The 13,483-nt window shown below is 73.4% G+C and carries 9 protein-coding genes; 7 read left to right on the plus strand and 2 right to left on the minus strand.

Translation table 11 applies throughout. The features are described 5' to 3' along the window. Window positions 1-969 precede the first annotated feature (969 nt). Window positions 970-2,805 (minus strand): family 20 glycosylhydrolase, encoded by a 1,836-nt coding sequence (locus AB0D32_RS27735; RefSeq protein WP_357096398.1) that lies wholly within the window; start codon window positions 2,803-2,805, stop codon window positions 970-972. Window positions 2,806-3,120: 315 nt separating this feature from the next. Here AB0D32_RS27735 and ppdK point away from each other — a divergent pair, with 315 nt between their 5' ends. Beyond that, a complete protein-coding gene (gene ppdK / locus AB0D32_RS27740; RefSeq protein WP_357096402.1) occupies window positions 3,121-5,847 on the plus strand; it encodes a pyruvate, phosphate dikinase in 2,727 nt (908 codons plus the stop codon). Window positions 5,848-5,990: 143 nt separating this feature from the next. On the opposite strand, the gene AB0D32_RS27745 is transcribed toward ppdK, so the two are convergent. After that, the gene (locus tag AB0D32_RS27745; RefSeq protein ID WP_357096405.1) at window positions 5,991-6,476 is read right to left on the minus strand and encodes a roadblock/LC7 domain-containing protein; all 486 of its coding nucleotides are present in this window, start codon (window positions 6,474-6,476) and stop codon (window positions 5,991-5,993) included. Between the two features lie 194 nt (window positions 6,477-6,670). Between AB0D32_RS27745 and AB0D32_RS27750 the strand changes: the two genes are divergently transcribed. The 6 genes from AB0D32_RS27750 to AB0D32_RS27775 all read left to right on the plus strand — a co-directional run bounded on the left by AB0D32_RS27750 (window position 6,671) and on the right by AB0D32_RS27775 (window position 13,482). After that, entirely contained in the window at window positions 6,671-7,024 is a 354-nt protein-coding gene (locus AB0D32_RS27750) for a VOC family protein (RefSeq protein WP_357096408.1), read from the plus strand. Beyond that, window positions 7,021-8,280 carry a deoxyguanosinetriphosphate triphosphohydrolase gene (locus AB0D32_RS27755; protein WP_357096411.1) on the plus strand — a complete coding sequence of 420 codons (1,260 nt, stop codon included), beginning with the start codon at window positions 7,021-7,023 and terminating at the stop codon, window positions 8,278-8,280. Before AB0D32_RS27750 ends, AB0D32_RS27755 begins: the two co-directional genes overlap by 4 nt. A gap of 58 nt (window positions 8,281-8,338) precedes the next feature. After that, complete coding sequence (locus AB0D32_RS27760) at window positions 8,339-9,169, plus strand: siderophore-interacting protein (RefSeq protein ID WP_357096414.1); 831 nt, start codon at window positions 8,339-8,341, stop codon at window positions 9,167-9,169. A gap of 93 nt (window positions 9,170-9,262) precedes the next feature. Continuing rightward, a complete protein-coding gene (locus AB0D32_RS27765) occupies window positions 9,263-10,897 on the plus strand; it encodes a BCCT family transporter (RefSeq protein ID WP_357096417.1) in 1,635 nt (544 codons plus the stop codon). 155 nt (window positions 10,898-11,052) lie between these two features. Further along, the gene (dnaG, locus tag AB0D32_RS27770) at window positions 11,053-12,945 is read left to right on the plus strand and encodes a DNA primase (RefSeq protein WP_357096578.1); all 1,893 of its coding nucleotides are present in this window, start codon (window positions 11,053-11,055) and stop codon (window positions 12,943-12,945) included. After that, complete coding sequence (locus tag AB0D32_RS27775; RefSeq protein ID WP_357096420.1) at window positions 12,946-13,482, plus strand: hypothetical protein; 537 nt, start codon at window positions 12,946-12,948, stop codon at window positions 13,480-13,482. Window position 13,483 lies beyond the last annotated feature (1 nt).

Raw genomic sequence — 13,483 nt, forward strand, 5'->3', positions numbered from 1 at the left:
GCGGTGGCGGGGCCTGCTCGGGGCGTCCGGGGTGTCTCAACGACCCGGGTCCGCCGGGCATTCCACCGGCCGGTCGGGCCACCATTCCACCGGGCTGGTCGGGCCAGGCCGGTCGGACCACCCGGGGCGTGGGGGGAACGCCTTCGGCGGGTCGGTCGGGCCGCCGGGGGGCGCGGGGAACGCCTCGGCGGGTCGGTCGGGCCGCCGGGGGGCGCGGGGAACGCCTCGGCGGGCCGGTCGGGCCACCGAGGGGCGCGGGGGGAGCGCCGTGGGTATGCCATGTTCAACGACCCGGGCCGGCCCCCGATTCCGCCGTCCGGGTGGCGTCGGCCACGGGACACTGCCGGCCCCGGAGCGACATCTGCGCATGAACCGGACACCGCGAAACGGACACCAGGCGCATTTGTCGCCTGGTCCGCGACCTGCGCGGCTACGGAGACTCCGAGCTGCGACGACACCGTTCGCCGTCGGTCGACCCGTGAGCATGGTGCGGCGAGCGACCTTCCGGCGGTGAGCTGACATGGAAAGCCAGTGGCTCGGCGCCGATCCGGGACGGACGGGACATCTGCTGATTCATCTACGACATCAGCTCGGAAAAGACGCAGGCGGTGCCACGGTCATGCGGCGGCACCCGGCGGCGAGATGCCCCACACCGAAAAGGACAAATCCCCTATGACACCAGCTCGAGCACTCTGGTGATCAGGACGCCATGGACGTTACCCGGCCGTTGTAGGGTCCATGGCGTCCTGATCACCGTTGCGTGGGCCGTGCGGCGTTCGGCGGTGGCGTCAGTGGCAAGGCGGACCGGGAGGAAGCCACCCGGGCCGCCCGCCGGTGCGTGCCCCGGTGGGAGTCGGGCGGACGGGCGCGGTGACATGCTCGTGCCAGTGGGGGGCCGTGCCCCGGTGGGAGTCGGGCGGACGGGACGCGGAGGCACGTTCGCGCCAATGGGGTCCTTGCCTGCGGGAGTCAGGCGGACGGGGCGGGTGCGGGGGCCTCCTCGGGGCCGGGCTGGCTGGGGATCGTCGCCTGGGATCCGGCGGGAGCCGGCCGTCCCGTTGGCCAGGGGATCTCCGGCGAGCGGTGGAAGGCGATGCCGGCGGTGGCCCAGCGCGGGCCGTGCCCGGCCAGCCGGTCGCGGAACCCGGCCCAGTCGTGCGTCGCGCGGGGTGACCAGCCCAGCTCCGCGATCGCGGGCAGGCGCGGGAAGAGCATGAACTCGACCTCGACCAGAGAGGTGATCGACTCGGTCCAGAGCGGCGCCTCCACCCCGAGCACCGCGTCGGCTGGCACGCCGGCCACGTGGGCGCCGGGGTCCCAGTCGTACGCGCGCCGCACGTCGATCATGCCGGCCCAGTCGTGCCCGACGGGGGTTTCCGGCGTGTACTTCATGTCGAGGTAGGCGTGGTCGGCGGGGGAGAGGACGAGGCGCGCTCCCCGCTGGACGGCGTCCGCCGTGACCGGGTCCTCGCCCTTGGTGCCCCACCACTGGAGCACCCGCCCCTCGGCGTGGGCGGCGGGAGCGATCTGGTGCCAGCCCACCACCGTCCTGCCGGTGCCGGCGACGATTCGCTGGGCCCGTTCGACGAAGGCCGCGTACGCGTCGGGGCGTACCTTGAACGCCTCGTCGCCCCCGATGTGCAGCCACGGCCCGGGGGTGAGTGCCGCGATCTCGCCCAGCACGTCGGCGACGAACTCGTACGTCCGCTCGCTGGTCGGGTCGACGTAGCTGAAGCCGACCTCGGTGCCGGTGTACGGCGGCGGCGCGACGCGGTCCGGGGCCAGTTCGCCGTACGCGGTCAGCGCCGCGTGGGTGTGCCCCGGCAGGTCGATCTCCGGCACCACGGTGAGGTGTCGCTCGGCGGCGTAGGCCACGATCCGTCGGTAGTCGTCGCGGGTGTAGTGCCCGCCCGGCCCGGCGCCCACCTCGTTCGCCCCGCCGACCTCGGCCAGCCGGGGCCAGGAGTCGACGGCGATCCGCCAGCCCTGGTCGTCGGTGAGGTGCAGGTGCAGGTGGTTGAGCTTGTACCGGGCCAGGTGGTCGATCACCCGCAGCACGTCCGGTACGCCGAAGAAGTGCCGGGCCACGTCGAGCATCGCTCCCCGGTAGGAGAACCGGGGCCGGTCGGTGATCGACCCGCCGGGCAGCGTCCAGCGCTCGGCGACCGGCGTCGGGCTCTCGATGGCCGCGGGCAGGAGTTGCCGCACCGTCTGCGCGCCGAAGAAGAGCCCGGCCGGGGTGGTGGCCTCGATCCGTACGCCGTCGGCCGTCACGTCCAGCCGGTAGCCCTCGGGCCCGAGGTCGTCGGAGTCGACCAGTGCCAGGGTGATGCCGCCGGCCGGCTCCTGCGGGGCGGCGTCGGTCACCGGCAGCGCGTAGCCGGTGGCCGGTCGGAGCAGGGCGGCGAGCTGCCCGGCGACGGTGCGGGCGGCGTCGTCGGCGGTCACCCGGATCACGGCGTCGGGGGCGAGCACGAAGTCGGCGCCCGGGACCGGCGTGACCCGCTCCGGGGCGGGCACGACGTCGCCCAGCCGGATCCGGGTCGGCGGGGACGACGGATCGTCGGCAGGCCGGGGTGGCGAAGCGGGCAACCCGGCGGCGGTACGGGTTGCCGGGGACGACAGGTCGTCGGCGGTCGGGGTCGCCGGGGCGAGCAGGTCGTCGGCGACCCGGGTGGCCGCCCGGGCCAGTTCGGCGGCGGCCGGTTCGTGGCCGGGCAGGTCGGGGTGCCCGGCAACCTGCTCGTCCGTCCCGGCGCGGGACGGGTCGAGCGGCTCCGGGGCGGCGGTGGGGACGGATGACACGGCGTCGGCTCCGAGGGGTGTATTTGCGACGGTTATGGCAAAGGTGAGGTTCACCGAAAAGCGTGTGGTCAAGAGTACGAGGTGGGGCCGGAAATGCGTGATCGTGCGTGTGGAAGCGTTCCCAGAAACCGGTACGAACACGGATAGTCGTGATGGCTGTGCCTATTGTCACCGAATGGTCCCAGGCCACGCTATGTTCGCTTAGCCTTCGCCCACCGACCGGCTTGGCATCGGGATTGCCGGTGGTCCACCCCGGGGTACTGGGAGCAACTGAACCTTCGTTAAGTGTCGGACCGGCGCGCGTGGGAGGCTCTGGTGGCAGCGCAAGAGACGGTGGAACACAAGTACGTCTACGACTTCGCCGAGGGCAACAAGGACCTCAAGGACCTGCTCGGCGGCAAGGGGGCCAACCTGGCCGAGATGACCAATCTCGGCCTGCCGGTCCCACCGGGCTTCACGATCACCACGGAGGCCTGCAAGGCGTACCTCGCCACCGGTGAGGAGCCCGACGGCTTGGCCGACCAGATCGCCGCGCACCTCGCTTCGCTGGAGCGGGCGAGGGGCAAGCGCCTCGGTGACCCGGAGGACCCACTACTGGTCTCCGTCCGCTCGGGCGCCAAGTTCTCCATGCCCGGCATGATGGAGACCGTCCTCAACGTCGGCCTCAACGACCGCAGCGTCGTCGGGCTGAGCGCGCAGGCGCGCGCCGGAGGCAACCAGGCCGGCGCGGACCGGTTCGCCTGGGACTCCTACCGCCGCCTGATCCAGATGTTCGGCAAGACGGTGTGCGAGGTGCCGGGCGAGGAGTTCGAGCACGCGCTCGACGACGCCAAGCAGGCCAAGGGCACCCGCAACGACCTCGACCTCGACGCCGACGACCTGCGGGGGCTGGTCGACGCGTACAAGAAGATCTTCTTCAAGCACACCGGCCGGGAGTTCCCGCAGGAGCCGCGCGAGCAGCTCGACCTGGCCATCCGCGCGGTCTTTGAGTCGTGGAACGCCGAGCGCGCGGTGCTCTACCGCCGCCAGGAGCGGATCCCGGCCGACCTCGGCACCGCGGTCAACGTGGTGGCGATGGTCTTCGGCAACCTCGGCCCGGACTCCGGCACCGGCGTCGCGTTCACCCGCGACCCCGCCAGCGGCGCCCAGGGCATCTACGGCGACTACCTGGCCAACGCGCAGGGCGAGGACGTGGTCGCGGGCATCCGCAACACCGTGCCGTTGCAGGATCTGGAGCGCCTGGACAAGAAGTCGTACGACGAACTGCTCGGCATCATGGCCCGGCTGGAGGGCCACTACAAGGACCTCTGCGACATCGAGTTCACCATCGAGCGCGGCAAGCTCTGGATGCTCCAGACCCGGGTCGGCAAGCGCACCGCCGCCGCGGCGTTCGTCATCGCCGGGCAGCTCGTCGACGAGGGCCTGATCGACCTCGACGAGGCGCTGCACCGGGTCAACGGCGCGCAGCTGGCCCAGCTGATGTTCCCGAGGTTCCGGCTCGACCACGAGTTCCAGCCGGTGGCGAAGGGCATCGGGGCGTCGCCGGGCGCGGCGTCGGGCAAGGTGGTCTTCACCTCCGCCCGCGCCGTCGAGCTGGCCGCCGAGGGGGAGTCGGTGATCCTGGTCCGCCGGGAGACCAACCCCGACGACCTCAACGGCATGATCGCCGCCCAGGGCATCCTCACGTCGCGCGGCGGCAAGACCAGCCACGCCGCCGTGGTGGCGCGGGGGATGGGCAAGACCTGCGTGTCCGGCGCCGACGAGATCGACGTCAACGTCCCGCAGCGCAGGTTCGTGGTCGACGGGCAGACCGTCAACGAGGGCGACATCGTCTCCATCGACGGCACCACCGGCAAGGTCTACCTCGGCGAGGTGCCCGTCATGCCGTCGGAGGTGGTGCAGTACTTCGAGGGCAGCCTCGACCCCGAACACGTCGACGACGCGCTGGTCCGGGCCGTACACCGGATCATGTCGCACGCCGACGCCCGGCGGCGGCTGGCCGTGCGCACGAACGCCGACACCGGCGCGGACGCCGCCCGGGCCCGGCGCTTCGGCGCGGAGGGCATCGGCCTCTGCCGCACCGAGCACATGTTCCTCGGTGACCGGCGTGAGCTGGTCGAGCGGCTGATCCTGGCCCGCGACAACGCCGAGCGGGAGGCCGCGCTGGCCGCGCTGCTGCCGTTGCAGCGCGCCGACTTCGAGGAGATCTTCCGCGAGATGGACGGGATGCCCGTCACCGTCCGGCTGATCGACCCGCCGCTGCACGAGTTCCTGCCCCCGCTGGAGCAGCTCGCGGTCAACGTGGCGGTCGCCCAGGAACGCGGCGAGGACGTCGCCCAGGAGGAGGCGCTGCTCGCCGCCGTCCGGCGGATGCACGAGGAGAACCCGATGCTGGGCCTGCGCGGGGTCCGCCTCGGCCTGGTCATTCCCGGCCTGTTCGCCATGCAGGTCCGGGCGATCGCGGAGGCCGCAGTCGTCGTCACCCGCAGCGGCGCGGTGGCCAGGCCGGAGATCATGGTCCCGCTGGTCGGCGCGGTGCAGGAGTTGGAGACGGTCCGCGCCGAGGCCGAGAAGATCATCGCCGAGGTGGTCGGGGACAGCGGCGTCGAGGTGCTGATCGGCACGATGATCGAGGTGCCGCGGGCGGCGCTGACCGCCGGCCAGATCGCCGAGGCGGCACAGTTCTTCTCCTTCGGCACCAACGACCTGACCCAGATGGGCTGGGGTTTCTCCCGCGACGACGTCGAGGGCGCGTTCTTCTGGCGTTATCTGGAGCTGGGCATCTTCGGCATCTCGCCGTTCGAGTCGATCGACCGCGACGGCGTGGGCCGGCTGGTGCGGATCGCCGCGGAGGAGGGCCGGGCGGCCCGACCGGAGCTGAAGCTCGGTGTCTGCGGCGAGCACGGGGGCGACCCGGAGTCCGTGCACTTCTTCCACGAGGTCGGCCTGGACTACGTGTCCTGCTCGCCCTTCCGGGTGCCCGTCGCCCGGCTGGAGGCTGGCCGCGCGGCGGTGGAGACGGACGGCTCCGACAGCCGCTGACGCCGGAGGTGACGACAGGCTGGCGGCGGACCCGGGGGAGCAGGTCCGCCGCCGCTGCCGTGCGGGCGGCCAGTGCCGGCACGACCGCACCGTGGGTCGGGAGTCGGGTCGCGCCAGCCGGCGCGAACGACTCCGAGGACTGCTCAGATCGACGGGCGGCGCCAGGTGTGGGGGGTGACGCGCCGGGGGAGCCTGCCGCCCGAGGTGCGGGCCATGAGCGCGGCGTGCGCCTCGGGCACCGGCGTCGCGCCGATCCGGCGGCGGGTGTCCAGCACCGAGCCGGTGCGGCGGGCCACCACCCGCGCGTCGGCGTGCAGCTCCTCCAGGTCGGCGCTGGCGTCGGCGACCAGGGTCAGCAGGGCGTTGCGCCCGGCGGGGTAGGTGACGACGGCGCCGGTGGAGGTGCGGACCACCGATTCCCGGAACTCGCCGTGCCGCACCGTGTCGGCCACCCGGTGGCCGAGGCCGAAGCTGGCCGCCGCGAGCGCCGCCAGGTGGGTGGCGTCCGTCGCCGGCAGGTCACTGGAGATCAGCAGGCCGTCGGTGCCGGCCAGCACCATGCCCGCCACCTCGGGGCGACGCCGGCGTAGCCCCTGCAATTCCGTTCCCATCATCGTGTCCGCGTTCACGGGTGTCTCTCCCACCGTCGGGCCCTCAGTCTGGTCACGTTCCGCGCAGGGAACGCTACCTCCGGCCATGTCGAACCGCGATCCCGTAACCGTCGGCAATCGGTCGACAACTCTCGACTGTTCGGAGGTTGCGTAGCCGTCAGGCAAGCGCCTGCGGCGCGCCGTCCGCGGCGCGCGGGCGTAACCTGATCGGCATGAGCAGCGCCTGGGAGAGCCTGACCGTCGACGCCCGGGACCCCGCCCGGCTCGCCCGCTGGTGGGCCGAGGCACTGGGCTACCAGGTGGTGAACGAGCAACCGACCGAGGTGGAGATCCGACGGTCCGCCGACCGCCTGCCGGGCATCGTCTTCGTGCCGGTCGCCGACGACAAGACGGCCAAGAACCGGCTGCACATCGACCTGCGCCCCGACGACCAGGAGGCCGAGGTCGAGCGGCTGGTCGACATGGGGGCCCGGCACGTCGACGTCGGGCAGGGCGACCTCGGGTGGATCGTGCTGGCCGATCCGGAGGGCAACGAGTTCTGCGTGCTGCGGCGGCGTGAGGATTGAGCGTCCGCCCCGGGACGGATGATCCGGACGTCGCCCGCCGGGTCGGCGAACCGCCGAAGGACACCGGGTACGGGCGGTCGGCGTACGAGCGGGACCGCGCCCGGGTGCTGCACTCGGCGGCGTTCCGGCGGCTCGCCGCGAAGACGCAGGTGCACACGGCCGGCACCGACGACTTCCTGCGTACCCGGCTGACCCACTCGCTGGAGGTCGCGCAGATCGCCCGCGAGATGGGGGCCCGGCTGGGCTGCGACCCCGACGTGGTGGACACGGCCGGGCTCGCCCACGACCTCGGGCACCCGCCGTTCGGGCACAACGGCGAGGACGCGCTGGACGACCTCGCGGCCGGGTGCGGCGGCTTCGAGGGCAACGCGCAGACGCTGCGGGTGCTGACCCGGCTGGAGGCCAAGGTGGTCGCCCCGGACGGCACGTCCGCCGGCCTCAACCTGACCCGTGCCTCGCTCGACGCGGTCAGCAAGTACCCGTGGCCCCGCCGTCCGGGGCAGCGCAAGTTCGGGGTGTACGACGACGACCTCCCACTCTTCGCCTGGCTGCGCGCCGGCGGCCCGGGCGACGACCGGCGCTGCCTGGAGGCGCAGGTGATGGACTGGGCCGACGACGTCGCGTACTCGGTGCACGACGTCGAGGACGGCATCCACGGCGGGTACGTGACCCTGCGCCCGCTGTTGCGCGATCCGCAGGAGCGGGCCGCGCTCTGCGCCGACGTCGCCGCCACCTACTCCGGGGAGTCCCCGGCCGACCTCGGCGACGTGCTGCTGGAACTCCTCGACGACCCGGTGCTCGCACCGCTGGCCGGGTACGACGGCAGCCACCGCGCGCAGGCCGCGCTGAAGGCGACCACCAGCGTGCTGACCGGTCGCTTCGTCTCGACCGTGGTGGCCGCCACGCAGGAGCGGTACGGCCCGGGCCCGCACCGCCGGTACGCCGCCGACCTGGTGGTGCCCCGACGGATCCGGGCGCGGTGCGCGCTGCTCAAGGGCATCGCCCTGCGGTACGTGATGCGTCGCCCCGGTGCGGAGGACCGCTACCGGCGACAGCGGGAGGTCCTGGCCGATCTGGTGCACGCCCTGGCCGACCGGGCGCCGGGCGGGCTGGACCCGGTCTTCGCCCCGGTCTGGTCGGCCGCGCCGGACGACGCGGCCCGGCTCCGGGTGGTGATCGACCAGGTCGCCTCGCTGACCGACCCGGCCGCCGTGGCCTGGCACGCGCGGGTGGTTCGCGGCGCCGGGCGCGGGTGAGGACCGGTGGACGGGCGGGGTCTGGGCGACCGCGCCAACTTAGGCTAACCTAACCGGCATGACGGAGCGCCCCAAGAAGGTCACGACCGCCCGGGTACTGCGCACCAGCCGGCCCACCCCCCATCTGGTCCGGCTGGTGATCGGGGGTGAGGAGCTGGCCGGTCTGCCGGTGGGCGAGTACACCGATCACTACATCAAGATCGTCTTCCCGGTGCCGGGCGTGGCGTACCCGACCCCGATGGACCTCAACGCGATCCGTCGTGACCTGCCCCGGGAGCAGTGGCCGCGGCAGCGCGCGTACACGGTGCGGGCCTGGGACGCGAGGGCCGGTGAGCTGACCGTCGACATCGTGCACCACGGCGACGAGGGGCTGGGCGGGCCGTGGGCGGCAGCGCTGCGCCCCGGCGACCCGGTGCGCTTCGTCGGCCCCGGCGGGGCGTACGCCCCCAGCCCGGACGCCGACTGGCACCTCCTGGTCGGCGACGAGAGCGCGCTGCCGGCGATCGCCGCCGCCCTGGAGCGGCTGCCCGCCGGAGCCCCGGCCACCGTGTTCGTCGAGGTCGCCGACCAGGCCGAGGAGCAGCAGCTGGCCAGCCCGGGCGCGCTGCGCCTGACCTGGCTGCACCGGGGCGACCGCCCCGTCGGGGAGGCGCTGGTCGAGGCCGTCCGCGCCCTCGACTTCCCGGCCGGTGGGGTGCACGCCTTCGTCCACGGCGAGGCCACCTTCGTCAAGGAGCTGCGCCGCCTGCTCCGGATCGAGCGCGGCGTCCCCCGCGAGCGGCTCTCCATCTCCGGCTACTGGCGCCGGGGCCAGGACGACGAGGGCTGGCGGGCCAGCAAGGCCGACTGGAACCGACAGGTGGAGGCCGAGGAGGCCGTTCCCGCCTGACCCACCGCCGCCCGGAGCGGGTCGGGCGGGACAGGTTCGCCCGATACCGCCGTGCGCCCCCCACGTGCCCAGCAGGATGGGCAGGGGGTGACCATGAGCGAGCGGGTAGGGGCCCGACCGCAGGCCGTGGGCCGGGTCGACCGGGTGGTGCTGGCGCTCAGCGTCGGCGGCGTACTGGCAGTGGTGGCGTGGGGCGTGCTGGCGCGCGGATCCCTGGCCGACTTCGGCGAGGCGGGCCTGGCCTGGGCCATCGACACCTTCGGCTGGTTCTTCGTGGTGGCCGCCGACGCGTTCCTGGTGCTCGCGGTGATCATCGCGGCGACCAGGTTCGGCCGGATCCGGCTGGGTGCCGACGACGACGAGCCGGAGTTCAACACGCTGGCGTGGGTCGCCATGATGTTCAGCGCCGGGATGGGGATCGGCCTGGTCTTCTTCGCCGTCGCCGAGCCCATCCAGCACTATGCGGCACCCCCACCGGCCACCGGCGTCGCACCGCAGACCGGCGCGGCCGGCGCGACGGCGATGCAGTACACCCTCTTCCACTGGACGCTGCATCCCTGGGGCATCTACGCGGTGGTGGCGCTCGCGCTGGCGTACTCGACCTTCCGTAAGGGCCGGGAGAACCGGATCTCCGCAGCCTTCCGGCCCCTGCTCGGCGACCGCGCCGACGGCGCGACCGGCCGGGCGATCGACCTGCTGGCCGTCTTCGCCACCGTGTTCGGCTCGGCGACCAGCCTCGGCCTCGGCGCGCTCCAGGTCGCCGCCGGCCTCGACCTGGTGGCGGGGGTCCCGGACACGACCGCGGTGGAACTGGTCGTGATCGGCGCGCTCACCCTGGCCTTCGTGGTCTCCGCCTTCTCCGGGCTGCACCGGGGCATCAAGTGGCTCTCCACCACCAACGTGCTGTTGGCGGTGCTGCTGATGCTCTTCGTCTTCGTGGTCGGGCCGACCATCTACACGCTGGAGGTGCTGCCGGCCTCGATCGGCGACTACCTGAGCAACCTGGTGTTCATGTCCACCCGTACCGGCGCCTTCTCCGATCCGTCGTGGCTCGGTGCCTGGACGATCTTCTACTGGGCGTGGTGGATCTCCTGGGCACCCTTCGTGGGCACCTTCATCGCCCGCATCTCCCGTGGCCGCACAATCCGGCAGTTCCTCGTCGGGGTGCTGCTGGTGCCGAGCGGGGCCAGCGCGGTCTGGTTCGCGGTGATGGGCGGGAGCGCGCTGCGGGCACAGGCGACCGGCTCCCGGGACCTGGTCGCCGACGTCGGGGCGGGCACCGAACAGGCCCTCTTCGGCCTGCTGGGCGGGCTGCCGTTGGCGACCCTGACCAGCGTGCTGGCGATGGTGCTGATCGCGCTGTACTTCGTCACCAGCGCCGATTCGGCGTCGCTGGTGCTCGGCTCGCTGACCTCCCGGGGCGCGCTGCGCCCGCACCGGGTCCTGGTGGTGCTCTGGGGGGTGCTGATCGGCGCGGTGGCCGCCGTGCTGCTGCTGGCCGGCGGGCTGGAGGCGCTGCAACAGGCGACCATCCTCGTCGCCCTGCCGTTCGTCGTGGTGATGCTCGGCCTGGCCGTCTCACTGCTCGGGGACATGGCCCGGGATCCGGCGGTCAACCCGCCGCCCCGGGTCCGCCGCCCCGGCCTGGCCGCCGCCGTGCGGGCCGCCCGGTCGTACGACGAGGAGGATCCGCTGCCGGTGCGGCGCTACCTGCGGCGTCCGCGCTGAACCGGCGCGGCCGGCCCGGAATCCGCCGGGTGGCCCCGGCCCGGCCGGCGCGACCACCGGGGGCGGCCCGGTCGCGGGCGCGACCGCCGAGGTGACGGCGGTGATCGCCACACGCGGCGTCCCCCGGCGGCGCGGCGTCGGTGGGGCAGGGCAGGATGTACGCCGAGGGGGTGGCGGACATGGCTGGGCGGATCCGGGACGAGGACATCGCGCTGGTCCGGGAACGCAGCTCGATCGCCGACGTCATCTCCGAGACGGTGACCCTGAAGTCGGCCGGCAGCGGCAACCTCAAGGGGCTGTGCCCGTTCCACGACGAGAAGAGCCCGTCGTTCAACGTCTCGCCCGCCCGCAACGTCTGGTACTGCTTCGGCTGCGGCGCCGGCGGCGACGCGATCAAGTTCCTGATGGACGCCGAGCACCTCAGCTTCGTCGAGTCGGTCGAGCGGCTCGCCGACCGGGCGGGCATCCAGCTGCGCTACGTCGAGGGCGAGTCCCCCGCGCCGCGCGCGCGCCCGCAGCAGGGGCAGCGGCAGCGCCTCGTCGCCGCGCACGCCGCCGCCGTCGACTTCTACCGCGCCCAGCTCACCACCGCTGGCGCGCGCCCGGCCCGGGAGTTCCTGGCCCGGCGCGGCTTCGACCGGGCCGCCGCCGAACGCTACGGCTGCGGCTTCGCCCCGGACGCCTGGGACCTGCTCACCAAGCACCTGCGCCAGCAGGGCTTCAGCCACGACGAGCTGGTCACCGGCGGGCTGTCCCGGCCGTCCCGTTCCGGCACCCTGATCGACCGGTTCCGTCGCCGGCTGATGTGGCCGATCCGCGACCTCGCCGGCGACGTGATCGGCTTCGGGGCCCGCAAGCTCTTCGACGACGACGACGGCCCGAAATACCTCAACACCCCCGAGACGCCCATCTACAAGAAGTCGCACGTCCTCTACGGCATCGACCAGGCCAAGCGCGAGATCGCCAGGCAGGGCAAGGTGGTCGTGGTCGAGGGCTACACCGACGTGATGGCCTGCCACCTGGCCGGGGTGCCGACGGCCGTGGCGACGTGCGGCACGGCGTTCGGCGCGGACCACATCGGGGTGCTGCGCCGGCTGCTGCTGGACACCGACGCCGTGGCGGGCGAGGTCATCTTCACCTTCGACGGGGACGCCGCCGGCCAGAAGGCCGCGCTGCGCGCCTTCGAGGACGACCAGCGCTTCGTCGGGCGCACGTTCATCGCGGTCAGCCCGGACAGCATGGACCCGTGCGACCTGCGCCTGGCCAAGGGCGACATGGCCGTCCGCGACCTGGTCGCCCGCCGCGAGCCGCTTGTCGACTTCGCGCTCCGCCAGGTGATCAACCGGTACGACCTCGACACCGTCGACGGCCGGGTGGAGGCGATGCGTCGGGCCGCACCACTGGTCGCCAAGCTCAAGGACCGGGAGAAGCGCCCCGAGTACGTGCGCAAGCTCGCCGGTGACCTCGGCATGGAGATCGAGCCGGTGCAGCGGGCCGTGCTGGCCGCCGCGTCGGCCACGCCCGGAAAGGATGCCGCACCGGCACGCCGCCCCGCCCCGGCCGAGCCGATCGTCGACAACCCGCAGTCGATGGTCGAGCGGGAGGCGCTGAAGCTCGCCCTCCAGGAGCCGGTACTGGCCGGGCCGATGTTCGACGCGGTCGAGGCGTCGGAATACCGGCACCCCGTACACGCGGCGGTGCGGGCGGCCGTCGCGGCCGTCGGCGGGGCCGCCACGGCGACCGGCGGCGCGGTCTGGATCGAGTCGGTCCGCGACGCCTGCGAGGACCTGGCCGCCCGGGCGCTCGTCGGCGAGCTGGCCGTGGAGCCGCTGCGCATCGACGGCGAACCCGACCCGCGCTACGTCTCGATCACCATGGCACGGTTGCAGTGGGGCTCGGTGACCAGCCGGATCAAGGACCTGAAGTCCCGGATCCAGCGGATCAACCCGGTCAACAACAAGGACGAGTACTTCGCCGCCTTCGGCGAGCTGCTCTCGCTGGAGCAGCACGCCCGGGCATTGCGCGAGCAGGCCGCGGGAGGGTTGTAGATGGGACTGTTCCGCCGCAAGCCGAAGCTGCCTCCGGCCGACCGGCCGCCGCTGGCCGCCGACGAGCGGGTGCTCGCCTGGGCCGCCGCCGGCAACGGCGAGGGTGACGGCGTGGTGGTGGCCAGCAACCTCGGCCTCTGGCTGCCCGGTCGGGCCCACCGGCTGGGCTGGCACGACATCCTCAAGGCCGTCTGGTCCGGCCGGGAACTCACGGTGACGCCGGCCGAGCGGATCGCCGAACGCGACGGCTACCTGGTGGTGGCCGACAGCCCGGCCGAGAGCTACCTGCTGCTCGAACCGGGGGAGCTGCCGCACCAGGTGCGGGAGCGGGTCACCCGGTCGGTGACGTACACGCAGCACCATCCGGTGCCCGGCGGCGCCGGCCGGGTCGCGGCGCGCCGGGTGCCGGGGGTGGACGGCCTCACGTGGACGGTCCGCCTCGACCCCGGCACCCCCGCCGACGATGCCGAGGTGCTCGCCGAGACGGACCGCCTCGTGGCCGACGCCCGCGCCGCCACCACCCCGACGGACGTCTGAG

It is taken from the genome of Micromonospora sp. NPDC048170 (genome assembly GCF_040652795.1).
Taxonomy (GTDB): Bacteria; Actinomycetota; Actinomycetes; order Mycobacteriales; family Micromonosporaceae; genus Micromonospora.